12 protein-coding genes and 1 pseudogene are annotated in these 15,398 nt (G+C 50.9%); 9 read left to right on the top strand and 4 right to left on the bottom strand.

Annotated elements, in window-relative coordinates:
- Positions 1-10: 10 nt before the first annotated feature.
- The 3 genes from mazG to eno all read left to right on the top strand — a co-directional run bounded on the left by mazG (position 11) and on the right by eno (position 4,049).
- The gene (gene mazG, locus FDX24_RS11150; RefSeq protein WP_048213071.1) at positions 11-802 is read left to right on the top strand and encodes a nucleoside triphosphate pyrophosphohydrolase; all 792 of its coding nucleotides are present in this window, start codon (positions 11-13) and stop codon (positions 800-802) included.
- Positions 803-1,026: 224 nt separating this feature from the next.
- Complete coding sequence (pyrG, locus tag FDX24_RS11145) at positions 1,027-2,664, top strand: glutamine hydrolyzing CTP synthase (RefSeq protein WP_005130912.1); 1,638 nt, start codon at positions 1,027-1,029, stop codon at positions 2,662-2,664.
- Between the two features lie 86 nt (positions 2,665-2,750).
- Entirely contained in the window at positions 2,751-4,049 is a 1,299-nt protein-coding gene (gene eno, locus FDX24_RS11140; protein ID WP_003034129.1) for a phosphopyruvate hydratase, read from the top strand.
- Positions 4,050-4,118: 69 nt separating this feature from the next.
- Here eno and FDX24_RS11135 read toward each other — a convergent pair whose 3' ends face one another.
- Complete coding sequence (locus FDX24_RS11135) at positions 4,119-5,228, bottom strand: SDR family oxidoreductase (protein ID WP_137364308.1); 1,110 nt, start codon at positions 5,226-5,228, stop codon at positions 4,119-4,121.
- Positions 5,229-5,657: 429 nt separating this feature from the next.
- On the opposite strand from FDX24_RS11135, the gene queE reads away from it, so the two are divergent.
- Positions 5,658-6,329 (top strand): 7-carboxy-7-deazaguanine synthase QueE, encoded by a 672-nt coding sequence (gene queE, locus FDX24_RS11130; protein WP_048213069.1) that lies wholly within the window; start codon positions 5,658-5,660, stop codon positions 6,327-6,329.
- 39 nt (positions 6,330-6,368) lie between these two features.
- On the opposite strand, the gene FDX24_RS11125 is transcribed toward queE, so the two are convergent.
- Both FDX24_RS11125 and FDX24_RS11120 read right to left on the bottom strand, forming a co-directional pair.
- A complete protein-coding gene (locus FDX24_RS11125; protein ID WP_137364307.1) occupies positions 6,369-7,847 on the bottom strand; it encodes an FGGY-family carbohydrate kinase in 1,479 nt (492 codons plus the stop codon).
- Between the two features lie 27 nt (positions 7,848-7,874).
- Positions 7,875-9,173 carry a nitrate/nitrite transporter gene (locus FDX24_RS11120; protein WP_121584991.1) on the bottom strand — a complete coding sequence of 433 codons (1,299 nt, stop codon included), beginning with the start codon at positions 9,171-9,173 and terminating at the stop codon, positions 7,875-7,877.
- Between the two features lie 317 nt (positions 9,174-9,490).
- Between FDX24_RS11120 and FDX24_RS11115 the strand changes: the two genes are divergently transcribed.
- From FDX24_RS11115 to FDX24_RS11095, 5 genes and pseudogenes are all read left to right on the top strand, one after another.
- A complete protein-coding gene (locus FDX24_RS11115) occupies positions 9,491-10,276 on the top strand; it encodes an SDR family oxidoreductase (protein ID WP_137364306.1) in 786 nt (261 codons plus the stop codon).
- 59 nt (positions 10,277-10,335) lie between these two features.
- Positions 10,336-11,790: an FAD-binding oxidoreductase gene (locus FDX24_RS11110; protein WP_137364305.1), complete on the top strand. Its 1,455-nt coding sequence runs from the start codon at positions 10,336-10,338 to the stop codon at positions 11,788-11,790.
- Positions 11,780-13,200 (top strand): annotated as a pseudogene (locus FDX24_RS11105) (MFS transporter). The gene FDX24_RS11110 and the pseudogene FDX24_RS11105 overlap by 11 nt, the downstream one beginning before the upstream one ends.
- Positions 13,178-13,960 (top strand): electron transfer flavoprotein subunit beta/FixA family protein, encoded by a 783-nt coding sequence (locus tag FDX24_RS11100; protein ID WP_121584988.1) that lies wholly within the window; start codon positions 13,178-13,180, stop codon positions 13,958-13,960. The pseudogene FDX24_RS11105 and the gene FDX24_RS11100 overlap by 23 nt, the downstream one beginning before the upstream one ends.
- Positions 13,957-14,811, top strand: coding sequence for an electron transfer flavoprotein subunit alpha/FixB family protein (locus FDX24_RS11095; protein ID WP_137364304.1), 855 nt, complete (start codon positions 13,957-13,959; stop codon positions 14,809-14,811). The genes FDX24_RS11100 and FDX24_RS11095 overlap by 4 nt, the downstream gene beginning before the upstream one ends.
- On the opposite strand, the gene FDX24_RS11090 is transcribed toward FDX24_RS11095, so the two are convergent.
- Entirely contained in the window at positions 14,808-15,383 is a 576-nt protein-coding gene (locus FDX24_RS11090; RefSeq protein WP_137364303.1) for a glycerol-3-phosphate responsive antiterminator, read from the bottom strand. The genes FDX24_RS11095 and FDX24_RS11090 overlap by 4 nt on opposite strands.
- Positions 15,384-15,398 lie beyond the last annotated feature (15 nt).

Raw genomic sequence — 15,398 nt, 5'->3', positions numbered from 1 at the left:
GGATATTCCAATGAACCAAATCGATCGACTGCTCGGTATTATGCAGCGCCTGCGCGACCCGGAAAACGGTTGTCCGTGGGATAAAGAGCAGACATTCGCCACTATTGCCCCTTACACCCTCGAAGAAACCTATGAAGTACTTGATGCCATTGCGCGCGAAGACTTCGACGATCTGCGTGGTGAATTAGGCGATCTGTTGTTCCAGGTGGTGTTTTACGCCCAGATGGCACAGGAAGAAGGGCGCTTCAACTTTGATGATATCTGTGCTGCGATAAGCGATAAGCTTGAACGCCGCCACCCGCATGTTTTCGCAGATGTTTCTGCCAGTAACAGCACCGAGGTGCTAACCCGTTGGGAGCAAATCAAAACAGAAGAACGTGCCGAGAAGTCACAACATTCCGCGCTGGACGATATTCCTCGTAGTTTACCGGCACTAATGCGCGCCCAGAAAATCCAGAAACGTTGCTCAAATGTTGGCTTCGACTGGAAAACATTAGGGCCGGTTGTCGACAAGGTTTACGAAGAGATTGACGAAGTCATGTTCGAGGCGAAGCAGGCTGTCGTTGACCAGGCTAAACTGGAGGAGGAAATGGGCGACCTGCTGTTTGCCACGGTCAATATGGCCCGTCATTTAGGCACTAAAGCAGAGACTGCTTTGCAGAAAGCGAATGAAAAATTCGAGCGCCGTTTTCGTGAGGTTGAGCGAATTGTGGCTGCCCGCGGTCTGGAAATGACAGGTGTTGATCTGGAAACAATGGAAGAAGTCTGGCAACAGGTAAAACGACAGGAAATTGATCTCTAAGGGATTTCGTCGGTCAAGGGCGATTTGTGTGATTTTTTAAATAACAAGCGCTTGATTTACGTCAAAAACATTTACCCCAAAGGGGCTATTTTCTCACTCCCGATGTTAATGTGAGCCTGGTGAAGAGGAGGAATAATGAAAGTTTGTGGCGCTCGTCATGTTCGGGTATACTACTTTCCCGTCTTGGTAATTCCATCGTTTCACCCTAACTTCTCAGGTCCAGCATGACAACGAACTATATTTTTGTGACCGGCGGGGTCGTATCCTCTCTGGGAAAAGGCATTGCCGCAGCCTCCCTGGCAGCCATTCTTGAAGCCCGTGGCCTCAATGTAACCATGATGAAACTGGATCCGTACATCAACGTCGATCCAGGTACTATGAGCCCTATCCAACACGGGGAAGTGTTCGTTACCGAAGACGGCGCTGAAACCGACCTGGACCTGGGTCACTATGAGCGTTTCATTCGTACGAAAATGAGCCGCCGTAACAACTTCACCACCGGTCGTATCTACTCCGACGTTCTGCGTAAAGAACGCCGTGGCGACTACCTGGGCGCGACCGTTCAGGTTATCCCGCACATCACGAATGCCATTAAAGAACGCGTTCTGGAAGGCGGCGAAGGTCATGATGTTGTTCTGGTTGAAATCGGCGGAACCGTTGGGGATATCGAATCTCTGCCGTTCCTTGAAGCGATTCGCCAGATGGCCGTAGAAATTGGCCGTGAGCACACGTTGTTTATGCATCTGACGCTGGTTCCGTACATGGCGGCGGCAGGTGAAGTCAAAACTAAACCGACTCAGCACTCGGTAAAAGAGCTGCTTTCTATCGGTATTCAGCCAGATATCCTGATTTGCCGCTCCGATCGCGCAGTTCCGGCTAATGAACGTGCAAAAATTGCATTGTTCTGTAACGTTCCGGAAAAAGCGGTGATTTCTCTGAAAGATGTCGATTCCATCTATAAAATTCCGGGCCTGTTGAAATCTCAGGGCCTTGACGATTATATTTGTAAACGATTCAGCTTGAACTGTCCGGAAGCGAATCTGTCAGAATGGGAACAGGTTATCTACGAAGAAGCGAATCCGGCAGGCGAAGTGACTATTGGTATGGTCGGCAAGTACATTGAACTGCCGGATGCCTATAAGTCAGTTATCGAAGCGCTGAAGCACGGTGGCTTGAAGAATCGTGTCACTGTCAACATCAAGCTGATTGATTCGCAAGATGTCGAAACGCGCGGCGTTGAGATCCTGAAAGGTCTTGATGCAATCCTGATCCCTGGCGGCTTCGGCTACCGTGGTGTTGAAGGTAAAATCGCGACAGCGCGCTTTGCGCGTGAGAACAATATTCCTTATCTGGGTATTTGCCTGGGTATGCAGGTTGCGTTGATTGAGTTTGCTCGTAACGTCGTGGGAATGGACAACGCCAACTCCACAGAATTTGTGCCAGACTGTAAGTACCCGGTGGTGGCCCTGATTACTGAATGGCGTGATGAAGACGGCAACGTCGAAGTCCGTACCGAGAAGAGCGATCTGGGCGGCACAATGCGTCTTGGTGCGCAACAGTGTCAGCTGAGCGATGAGAGTCTGGTTCGTCAACTGTACGGTACGCCGACAATTGTTGAACGCCATCGCCACCGCTACGAAGTCAACAATATGCTGTTGAAACAGATTGAAGCTGCGGGTCTGCGTGTTGCAGGCCGTTCCGGTGATGATCAGTTGGTCGAGATCATTGAGGTACCGAATCATCCGTGGTTCGTGGCCTGTCAGTTCCACCCGGAATTTACTTCCACGCCACGTGATGGGCACCCGCTGTTCGCCGGCTTTGTGAAAGCCGCCAGTGAACATCAGAAGCGTCAGGCGAAGTAAGAAGTAAAAAGTTAGAACGGCAATGCACCCATCAGGGTGCATTGTTTGTCTGGAGTTTTAGTTTAACTTGTACTGAGGAAAACCTAATGTCCAAAATCGTTAAAATCATCGGTCGTGAAATCATCGACTCCCGTGGTAACCCGACTGTTGAAGCCGAAGTACACCTGGAAGGTGGTTTCGTTGGTATGGCAGCAGCTCCGTCAGGTGCTTCTACTGGTTCCCGCGAAGCACTGGAACTGCGCGATGGCGACAAATCCCGCTTCATGGGTAAAGGCGTACTGAAAGCTGTTGCAGCTGTTAACGGCCCGATTGCTCAGGCTCTGCTGGGTAAAGATGCTAAAGATCAGGCTGGCATCGACAAGATCATGATCGATCTGGACGGTACTGAAAACAAATCCAACTTCGGTGCAAACGCCATCCTGGCTGTGTCCCTGGCGAACGCCAAAGCAGCTGCTGCTGCTAAAGGCCTGCCGCTGTATGCACACATCGCTGAACTGAACGGCACTCCGGGCAAATACTCCATGCCGGTTCCGATGATGAACATCATCAACGGTGGTGAGCACGCTGACAACAACGTCGACATCCAGGAATTCATGATTCAGCCTGTTGGCGCTAAAACCCTGAAAGAAGCTGTACGTATGGGTTCTGAAGTGTTCCACAACCTGGCTAAAGTTCTGAAAGCCAAAGGTATGAACACTGCAGTGGGTGACGAAGGCGGCTATGCGCCGAACCTGGGTTCCAACGCTGAAGCTCTGGCGGTAATCGCTGAAGCGGTTAAAGCAGCTGGCTACGAGCTGGGCAAAGACATCACTCTGGCGATGGACTGTGCAGCGTCTGAATTCTACAAAGACGGTAAATACGTTCTGGCTGGCGAAGGCAACAAAGCATTCACCTCCGAAGAATTCACTCATTTCCTGGAAGAACTGACCAAACAGTACCCGATCGTGTCCATCGAAGATGGTCTGGACGAGTCTGACTGGGACGGTTTCGCATACCAGACTAAAGTACTGGGCGACAAAATCCAGCTGGTTGGTGACGACCTGTTCGTAACCAACACCAAGATCCTGAAAGAAGGCATCGAAAAAGGCATCGTTAACTCCATCCTGATCAAATTCAACCAGATCGGTTCTCTGACCGAAACTCTGGCTGCGATCAAAATGGCGAAAGACGCTGGCTACACCGCTGTCATCTCTCACCGTTCTGGCGAAACTGAAGACGCTACCATCGCTGACCTGGCTGTTGGTACCGCTGCAGGCCAGATCAAAACAGGTTCTATGAGCCGTTCTGACCGCGTTGCTAAGTACAACCAGCTGATTCGTATCGAAGAAGCTCTGGGTGAACAAGCTCCGTACAACGGTCGTAAAGAGATCAAAGGTCAGGCGTAATCCTGTTCTTTCTCTGATTTAAAAATGCCAGCCTTCGGGCTGGCATTTTTTTGCCTGCACAATAGCAACCTATTTAAAGTCCACTGCCATTTGCTGTGGAATAGTCAGCCCACGTGTCGTCTGTACACAGCGCTCAATGTAATCGGTAAAACGCGGCGGCTTCGGCATCCCAATGCTGAGCAGCTTATCATTGCTGAATCGCACGTTCAGCGTTGCGAACGCGCCGTAAAGACGCATGGCTTTCAGCATTAGTCGTTCGTTGCAGGGGCCAAAAATATTCTTCAGTTCACGGCGCATTTGGACCAGCGTTTCATAGCTGACCTGTGCGTATTTATTGCCGACGGGAGCTTGTTCCAGCGCAGATGCCATCGCGTTATCAATATCTGCAAACCTCACGCTATTTTCTTCTCCTGCTGAGATGTGCACCACTTCACCGCGAGCAAGTGGACTGCTCAGTAACATCAGCAATGCATCGGCGCAATAATCAACCGGGATCACGTCAATACGGTCTTCCATCGAACACATAAATTTTTGTAGCATCAGGCCCATGCTGAATACCCAGAAAATACTGCTGGAGGGTTTACAGCCGTGATGAGTATGGCCAACAACGATCGAAGGCCGCGCGATAACCAGTGGTAATGTTGGGCATTCCTGTTGTATCAGACGTTCTATCGTGGATTTAGAGTGCGTATACTCAACCAGATGCTCAGCACGCTCGCGAAACTCTGCACTTTCGGCCACCAGTGAATCGGGGTCTGGGGAGCATGACATTGCTGTACCAACGTGAAGAAAACGCTGCAGGCTGCCGACACAGGCCATTCTCCGTGCGAACTTCAGCGTTCCTTCGACATTGACTTTCCAGATAAGCGGGTTGTTGCCAAAAGAGGCGACGGCGGCGCAATTGATGACATGAGTAACCTGGCCCAGACGCGGGTCGTTAAGAAACGCTTCAGGTTCTACTAAATCACCCAACAGGATATTCCGCGGGCTAAGTGTTGCCAATTTTTCTTCTGCAATATTGAATTTGCGCAGATTTTCCTTTATCCGTTCCAGCGCAGATACATCATTACTGGCACGAACTAAAAGCAGCAGATTAAATCCATTTGTCTGATTCAGAATGTTTTCTAAAACGGCTCCGCCCAAAAAACCGGTTGCGCCAGTAATTAATAGTGTATTCATGAATGCAGTCTCATTAGGGGTGGTTGACTGGATTCTAGGCGCGGATAATTAAACGGAGATTAAATGGAAAATTAGCGTAAGTTTAGGTTTCTTAAGCCTATTCTAATATAAAAAGATACCGCGGATCGAATTTGACTATGCGTGATGCTAATAAATTCATAATTTCATGTATCCGTTTGTACATGCTTGAAATATTTTACTTTTAAAATATTTATACTATTTTTATAAGGTTATTATCAATAATATTTTGTTACATCAAAACGCTGCCTGAACAGCTATGAAATTAAATCACAGCTATTCGATCATTGCAGGTGCAAACACGAGATTATGTTTCATGATTTTTAACTCAGGGGACAGCGCAGCCGGGGGCAAGACCTGAGCGTGCAAATCTGCAATAATACGCGTCCTTAACCCTAAACAGAGATGACTATGCAGTACCCGATTAACGAGATGTTCCAGACCCTGCAAGGTGAGGGTTACTTTACCGGCGTCCCCGCCATTTTTATTCGTTTACAGGGATGCCCGGTTGGCTGTGCCTGGTGCGATACCAAACACACCTGGGATAAGCTTGAGGATCGGGAAGTCTCCCTGTACAGCATCCTGGCTAAGACGAAAGAGAGTGATAAATGGGGTGCGGCGAGCAGTGAAGATCTGCTGGCTGTTATTCAGCGTCAGGGCTATACCGCCCGTCATGTGGTGATAACCGGTGGTGAGCCCTGCATTCATGACCTGATGCCGCTGACTGACCTGCTGGAAAAGAACGGCTTTAGCTGCCAGATTGAAACCAGCGGCACCCATGAAGTGCGCTGTACGCCGAATACCTGGGTGACCGTATCGCCGAAGGTAAATATGCGCGGCGGTTATGATGTGCTGTCGCAGGCGCTGGAGCGCGCGAATGAAATCAAACATCCGGTTGGTCGCGTTCGCGATATTGAAGCGCTGGACGAACTGTTGGCCACGTTGAGCGACGAAAAACCACGCATTATTGCGCTGCAGCCAATCAGCCAGAAAGAAGATGCAACGCGTTTGTGTATTGATACCTGTATTGCGCGTAACTGGCGTTTGTCGATGCAAACCCACAAATATCTGAATATTGCCTGACAATTAAGCCGGGTGGATTTCATCCGCCCGGCATACTTATTACGCGTTTGACCAGCTTTGAATGGCGTCAACGTTATCCAGATTACCGTGAGTGACCTCATACGACTTTTTCAAAATCACATCGGTATACTGAGTTAAATCCCTGAAGATTCCTTTATTTAACGCCTCATAGCGTTTGGCGTTTTGTTCAACTGGCATAAACACATCTTTGACCCGGACCATATTTACGATGGCCGCTTCGTAGGAAGGATACAGGCCCAACCCTACCGCGGTATTGATCGCCGCTCCGAGGCTCGCGCAGCCGTTAATGGCGTTACGCCTGGCCGGGAGGTTGAACACATCGGCAAAGATTTGCATAAACAGATCGCTGTTTGAACCACCGCCGGTAATGATGATGTGCTTAGCGAAATGGTTCATTTCATTGCACATATTGTCGTAGTTATTTTTTAACGTCAGCGCCACGCTTTCCAGAATCGAGCGGTAAATCCACGCATAGTCCATGCTGGAGTCAAAGCCTATCATAATGCCGCGTTTGTATGGCTCCCATGGGTTGGTCAGCCAGTCGAGCACGGTCATCAGGCCGTTACAGCCAGGAGGGACAACTGAGGCTTTTTTGTTGAGCAGATCCTCCGGTGAGAGTCCCTGTGTTTTGGCATCCTGAATCAAGGATTCGCCCAGCATGTCCCGCAGCCAACTGACCGTCCACATCCCCTTACGAATGCCATACCCTTCATACAGCAACGTTTCAGGAATGGAAGACATAATCGGCCAGTATGCGACGGGATCTTTAGGCAACGCTTTACCGTTCATCATCAGGGCGATATAGGTGCCTAACGAAATCACCGCCGTTTCATCGTCCAGCAACCCTGCGCCGAGCGCTTCGACCGGCTTATCGCTGGTGGTGCAGACAACGGGTAAGCCCGCCGGGAAACCGGTAGCGAAAGCCGCCTGTTCGGTAAGATAGCCTAAGATTGTCCCCGGCATCTGCACATCGAATAGCATGTGGCGGGGAATGTTGAACTTCTTCATCACCTCATCATCGTCGCTCCACGACCAGGTTTTATAATCCACCGGCCACTGGCCAAAGTAATTGGCGATATTGTCTTTGAACTCACCGGTTAAGCGGTGCGACAGGTAGCCCGAAAATGAGGTAACCCAGGCCACATCAGGATTGGTATGCTCATAAGGTCGGGTGACGCGGGCGTCCTGCCAGCTGATTAACGGTTCCGCAGGTGTGCCGTCAGCTTTGAGTAGCGCGCGGCAACAGCGGATAGAACCCAGCCCGATGCCGACAATATCTTCTTTATGGCCCGCAAATTGATTCATCAGATCTTTTCCGGCGAAGCATAAAGAGGTCCATAAATCATCGTCGGGATGTTCTGCCGTATCAGCATCCGGGGTGTACATCTGCTGTAACAGGCCTTTTCCTTCACAGACCACATTCCCCTGCAGATCGTACATCACTACTTTAGTGCTTTGGCTCCCGCCATCGATTCCAATGATGTATTTCTTTGACATGATTATTTCTCCTTTAAATTGTCATCATCACTCGCCAGTGGTTTCAGCGGCCAGTGATGTCATCTTTTCCGGTGCGGTGTTAGCGGTGCGAATTTTGCGAAACAATAAGAAAGTGAACAGGATGACCAGGCATAGCGCCGCCAACCCCATTAACCACATATTGCGATAGGCTTGTGCCGCCGGGAGCGTGTCCTGCCAGTGGCCTACGATCGGATAAACAAACACGTCGGGTAGAAAACCGATCACCGAACAGATCCCCACGGTGGTTCCCATGATGTAAGACGGCGTTCTGGCTTCGCCGGGACAGGCCCAGTAGAGTCCACGCGAGGCGTAACAGGTGAATCCCAGTAACAGAATCAGGCCGATACCCATGGCGACGGACTGCGGGTTCGAGTTGGTTGCCAGCAGCGCGATAAGCGCCAGCACGCCAACGATAGACAGCAACTGAATGACGCGGGTCGGCGATTTCACCTTGCTATAGGTGGTAATAATGCCGCCCAACGGCCCGCAAATGGCGCGGAAAATCTTGTTGATGACAATGCCCATATAGCTCGCCGCGACCAGCGACATTCCGTACATTTCGGTCAGATAATTAGTGGAGTAGCTGAGGATGGCGTAGATCGTAAAGACGCCAAAAATGACCATGCTGCAATACCAGGTAGTACTGATGCGCAGCACCGCGAGAATATCGCTAAGCTGGAAGGGGTGCTTTTCTTCTTTCGCCGCGATGCTGTGGCTGTTACCGTCGCTGACGAAGAACCAACACAAAATTCCCAGTAGGATGTAGACCACGCTATAAATCAGGATCACGGCTTTCAGGCTATTGCTGTCGTCGGGGGCGAAACGAGAAAATACCCACATGGTAAATACGGCCAGTGACATGACCCCAACACCGCGCAGGCCTTCCATCCAGCCCATGATTTTCCCTTGTTCGCTGTGATCCCCTAGCAGCGAAGCGGCTTTAATTGATACCGACCACAGCATCAGGATGGTAGTGATGGCAAATGCAACCTGAATACAGAGCATGACCCACAGCGGTGGATACGTCATCATCAGCAAACCGAGCAATCCGGTAATAATCATCGCTGAAGTAATCATTTTGCGATGCGAAAATTTATCGGCAATAACGCCGCTGGGCGCATACAAAATAATAGCCGCAATACCAAAGGTACTCATTATTAATCCGATTTCGGTATTGCTAAATCCCATGAATTTTGCCATGGGAATTTGATATATATAACGTAAATAAGCCAGATCAAAACTGACACCGCCGCTGAAACTAATAATTGCGAGGGTTATCCAACGGCGATATGAATTGTTATGCATATTGAATTCTCATGTTTAACAGACAAAAAAAAGAGAAAAGTAAACCGCCCTTTCAGGTGGATTACTTTTCTCAGGTCTCTAGTAATTGCACTTAGAAATAACATGGACGGATTGATTATAGTGTGAGAATAATCACGATTCTTGTTTTTGGCTATCACGATAAAATTAACGAGCATCTGTGATTTTGATCACGTTAGATAATTTATGGTTGTGCTAAAAATTTAGTCCAGTTACCAGAGATAATGAGAAAGGTGACTTCCCTCTTGCGGGGGAAGTTGCCTTTCTTTTTTTTTGCCTAAAGGAATTTGGAGCTAACTATGTCAATCGAGTCACTCAACGCATTCTCAATGAATTTTTTCTCCCTGAAAGGGAAAACGGCGATCGTCACGGGCGGCAACAGCGGTCTCGGTCAGGCTTTTGCGATGGCGTTGGCGAAAGCGAGGGCGAATCTGTTTATCCCAAGCTTTGTAAAAGATAATGGCGAAACGAAGGAACTTATTGAGAAACAAGGTGTTGAAGTTGAGTTTATGCAGGTGGATATTACTGAAAAAGGTGCTCCGCAGAAGATTATCGCCGCCTGCTGCGAGCGTTTTGGCACCGTCGATATTCTGGTGAATAATGCCGGAATTTGTAAGCTGAATAAGGTGCTGGACTTTGGCCGTGCGGACTGGGATCCGATGATTGATGTTAACCTGACGGCGGCCTTTGAACTAAGCTATGAAGCTGCAAAAATTATGATTCCGCAAAACAGCGGTAAAATTATTAATATTTGCTCTTTGTTCTCTTATCTTGGCGGTCAGTGGTCACCTGCCTATTCGGCTACCAAACATGCACTGGCTGGTTTTACCAAAGCATATTGCGATGAATTGGGACAATATAATATTCAGGTTAACGGTATCGCACCGGGATATTATGCGACAGATATTACGCTGGCCACCCGCAGTAACCCGGAAACCAACCAGCGGGTATTGGATCATATCCCGGCGAATCGTTGGGGAGATACTCAGGATTTAATGGGGGCAGCGATATTCCTCGCCAGTCAGGCATCTAATTATGTTAACGGTCATTTACTGGTTGTCGACGGTGGTTATTTAGTTCGTTAAATCTTATCGATAGTTTCTGTTTTATTCATTATTCTGTTAATTATCAAGAAGGAATGACTATGTCTTTATCCCGTGAAGCGATCGTTGACCAGTTAAAAGAAATTGTTGGGCCCGAACGCGTAATTACTGATGAAACGGTATTAAAGAAAAACAGTATTGACCGCTTTCGTAAATATGCTGATATCCATGGCGTCTTTACGCTGCCGCTACCGGCTGCGGTTGTTAAGTTAGGCTCGACCGACCAGGTTTCTAACGTGCTGGCCTTTATGAACCTGCATAGGATCAATGGCGTTCCGCGTACCGGTGCCTCTGCGACGGAAGGGGGGCTGGAAACCGTGGTTGAGAATTCCGTGGTGCTGGACGGCGCCGGGATGAACCAAATCCTGAATATTGATATCGAGAATATGCAAGCGACCGCACAGTGTGGTGTGCCGCTGGAAGTGCTGGAAAATGCGCTGCGGGCTAAGGGCTACACCACCGGGCATTCGCCGCAGTCTAAACCTCTGGCGCAGATGGGCGGCCTGGTGGCAACCCGCAGCATTGGTCAATTTTCCACGCTCTACGGCGCAATTGAAGATATGGTTGTCGGCCTCGAGGCCGTACTGGCGGACGGCACCGTCACCCGCATCAAAAACGTCCCCCGCCGCGCAGCCGGCCCGGACATTCGCCACATCATTATCGGCAACGAAGGTGCACTGTGCTATATCACTGAAGTGACAGTGAAAATATTCAAGTTTACCCCGGAAAACAACCTCTACTACGGCTACGTTCTGGACGATATGAAGGTTGGCTTTGAGATTCTGCGTGAAGTGATGGTGGAAGGATATCGTCCGTCGATCGCTCGCCTGTACGATGCGGAAGATGGCACCCAGCACTTCACCCATTTTGCTGATGGCAAATGCGTGCTGATCTTTATGGCTGAGGGCAACCCGCGGCTGGCGAAAGCCACCGGGGAAGGCATTGCGGAAGTTGTGGCGCGCTATCCGCAGTGCCAACGAGTGGACAGCAAGCTGATTGAAAACTGGTTTAATCACCTGAACTGGGGGCCGGAAAAAGTGGCTGCCGAACGTGTGCAGATCCTGAAAACCGGTAATATGGGCTTCACTACTGAGGTTTCAGGCTGTTGGAGCTGCATCCATGAGATCTATGAAAGCGTAATCAATCGTATTCGTACCGAGTTCCCGCATGCGGATGATATCACCATGCTGGGCGGTCATTCCTCCCACAGTTATATCAATGGTACCAACATGTACTTTGTGTATGACTACAACGTAGTGGACTGTAAGCCGGAAGAGGAAATTGATAAGTACCATAACCCGCTCAACAAGATTATCTGTGAGGAGACGATTCGCCTCGGCGGTTCTATGGTGCATCACCACGGCATTGGCAAGCATCGTGTTCATTGGAGCAAGCTGGAACATGGCAGCGCGTGGGCGTTGCTGGAAGGGCTGAAGAAGCAGTTTGATCCGAACGGAATTATGAATACGGGCACGATCTACCCGATTGAGAAGTAGTTATTTATACGGCTTCTCAAATGAGAAGCCGTGATTTTACCGGACCATGAAGGGGTAGAAATGAACACTTCACCGGTGCGAATGGATGATTTACCGCTAAACGGCTTTCACTGCCGTATTGCCGCGCTGACTTTTGGCGCACATCTTGTTGACGGCTATGTCCTTGGTGTCATCGGTTACGCCATTATTCAGCTCACTCCCGCTATGCATCTGACGCCTTTTATGGCTGGCATGATCGGCGGTGCGGCGCTGTTAGGGCTTTTTATCGGCAGCCTGATTCTGGGATGGGTTTCGGATCACTATGGTCGACAAAAAATTTTCAACTTCAGCTTTGTACTGATCACCGTCGCCTCATTTCTTCAGTTTTTTGCCACCACGCCCGAGCAGTTGATTGGCTTACGGATCCTTATAGGGATAGGGCTGGGCGGAGATTACTCTGTGGGGCACACGCTGCTGGCCGAGTTTTCACCGCGTCGACACCGTGGGATTCTGCTCGGTGCATTTAGCGTGGTATGGACAGTGGGTTACGTACTGGCAAGTATTGCTGGCCATCATTTTATTAGCGAAAACCCGGATGCCTGGCGTTGGCTGCTGGCATCGTCTGCTTTACCTGCGCTATTGATTACGCTGCTGCGCTGGGGAACGCCAGAGTCGCCGCGCTGGCTGATGCGTCAGGGGCGGTTCGCTGAAGCTCATGCCGTGGTGCACCGCTGTTTTGGTATGCACGTACAACTGGGCGATGAGGTAACGAAAGAGACGAATAAACATATCAGAACCCTGTTCTCATCACGCTACTGGCGGCGCACGGCTTTTAATAGCATCTTCTTTGTTTGCCTGGTTATCCCTTGGTTCGTTATCTACACCTGGCTACCGACGATTGCCGAAACCATTGGTCTTGAAGACGCGTTAACTGCCAGCCTGTTGCTGAATGCGCTGCTGATCGTGGGCGCGCTGCTGGGTCTGGTATTAACACATCTGCTGGCCCATCGCCATTTTCTGCTCGGCAGCTTTTTGCTGCTGGCGGCGACATTAATCGTGATGGCCTGCTTACCGCCTGGCAGTCACTGGACGCTGCTGCTTTTTGTCTTATTCAGCACCACGATTTCGGCGGTTAGTAATCTGGTGGGGATTTTACCGGCGGAAAGCTTTCCCACCGACATTCGTTCGCTGGGGGTGGGATTCGCCACCGCTATGAGCCGACTCGGCGCAGCAATCAGCACCGGTTTACTGCCATGGACTCTGGCGCAATGGGGGATGACGGTCACGCTGCTGCTATTAGCTGGCGTATTGCTGATCGGCTTCGTGGTGACCTGGCTATGGGCACCGGAGACCAAAGCGTTGCCGCTGGTGGCGGCCGGAAGCGGCGACCAAAGACAAGGAGGTACAAATGAACATTCTGTTGGCGTTTAAGCCCGAACCCGATGCCAGCATGCTGGCGGAAAAAGACTGGCAGACGGTCGCCCAGGGCACCTGCGGGCCGGATGTTTCTCTATTGCGCTGCGCCATCGGTGCTGATGAACAGGCTGCTGCCGCGCAGCTATTGGCCCAGCGTGGTGTGGGCTGTGAGATGACCCTGATCGCATTAAGCATCGGTGATGAGCGGGCACTTCACTGGCTGCGTTATTTTGCCGCGTTAGGTTTTGAGCAGTCGGTGTTGCTGGATACAGCGGCGGATCTGCGCTTTGCGCCAGAATTCATTGCCCGACAGATTGCCGACTGGCAGGGCAGACACGGTACTGAACTGATTGTCACCGGCTGTCAGAGCAGCGAGGGGCAGAATGGGCAAACACCATTTTTGCTGGCGGAAATGCTTAACTGGCCCTGTTTCATCCAGGTCGAACGCTTTACCCTTGAGCCGCCTTTCATTGTCGTCGAACAGCGAACGATATCCGGTATCCGCCGTTGCCGGGTGCGGCTCCCGGCAGTGATTGCAGTCAGACAATGTGGTGAAGTGGCGCTTCCTGTACCGGGAATGCGTCAGCGTCTGGCCGCGGCAAAAGCGGAGATTGTGCGCCAGCCCGTGTCCTGCGATGAAATCCCCAACGTTCAGTGCCAGAAGCTGACGCGACCGACGCAGCGGCGCTGCGCCATGATAATCGACGGTGCGACGGCGCAGGAAAAAGCCCTGCTATTGTGGAACGACTATTTGCGCCAGAGGATGCTGCCATGAAGATCGCGCTGATTACGCAAAGTGGCGAATGTGCGGCAATCGCCAACTGGGTTGCAGAAAACGGACTTTCCAACATGGAACTGGAGCGCTGGACCCTAGAGCCGCCGCCGGATGTTGCAGAGCAGGTGCTGGATGCGCTGGCGGCGCAGTGGTCGCTGACGCCGGCCGATATCCTTATCTTTCCTGCCGGGCCACTGGGGGATGAGCTTGCGACGCGACTGGCCTGGCGACTGCATGGCGGCAGTCTTTGCCAGGTACAGACGCTGGAGGCGCAGCAGAGGTTGGTTAACAAATCTCATTGGGGAAATGCGCTGACGGCAACATTGCACGTTACCGCGAGTCCCTTATGTATTTCTCTGACGCGCGAGCCCGAATTGAGCGCGTCGGGAAAGGATCTGCCTGCGATGGCGGAATACCGGATTGTACCTACACTTGCTCCAGACTGGCTGGAGAGCGTGGAAAGCATTGAGCGCGTCACTGCTCATCCTTTGTTACAGGCCGGGCGCGTGCTGGTGGTCGGGCAGGGAAGAAGTGACGTCAGTGCCGATAAAATTACCGCGCTGGGTCAGGCGCTTGGCGCTGAAGTGGGATACAGCCGTGCGCGGGTGATGAATGGTGGCTTTGACGCTGAGCGCGTGATTGGTATCTCGGGCCATCTGCTTGCGCCGGAAGTCTGCATTGTTGCTGGAGCCTCCGGTGCGGCGGCGTTAATGGCCGGAGTTCGTCAGAGCCGGTTTGTGGTGGCGATAAACAGCGATGCTGGCGCGCCTGTCTTTTCGCAGGCAGACGTCGGGATTGTGGATGATTGGCTGCCGGTACTTGAAGCGTTGGCAGCCAGCGCAGGAACTTAATTCAGCTTTTTGGCTAACGTCCAGACGTCGGTGTTGGTGGTAGAAAGAGCCGCCACACCGGCCTTCATCGCATTATGCGCATCCTCTTCATCGCAGACCAACCCGCCAGCTATCAGCGGCTGGCGTATTTTTTCTGTCACCCATCCCAGCACTTTCGGCATACAGCCTGGCAGGATCTCAATACAGTCCGGGTTCGACTGTGCAACCTGCTTATCAATGTTGTGAAAAGAGATTGAATCGACGATAAACAGGCGATGGATACAGAAAAATCCCTCCGCCCGCGCCGCTTTCAACATCGATGCTTTGGTACTGATAATGCCATCCGCCTCGGTGACCAGCTTCAGAAACTGGATAACAACCTCTTTATTCGACGCCCCCTCCAGCAGATCCACGTGGATAAAGGCGTATTTACCGGCATTTTTAATTTTCTTCACGATATTGCTGATCGTGCAGATATTACCGTACAGAACAGAGATGAACTGGCATTCGGAATCGATGGCTAATTGCAGGCTGGCGTTGTCTTTCACGGCGGCAATCACCGGATTCTGGCGAAGCAGGTGTAACAGGGGCATAGAATATCCTTGAAA

The sequence above is a fragment of the Citrobacter sp. wls716 genome (assembly GCF_005280975.1).
In the GTDB taxonomy this organism is placed as follows: domain Bacteria; phylum Pseudomonadota; class Gammaproteobacteria; order Enterobacterales; family Enterobacteriaceae; genus Citrobacter; species Citrobacter youngae.
The sequence above is the reverse complement of the archived record's forward strand: the minus strand, read 5'-3'. Positions and strand labels throughout refer to the sequence as shown.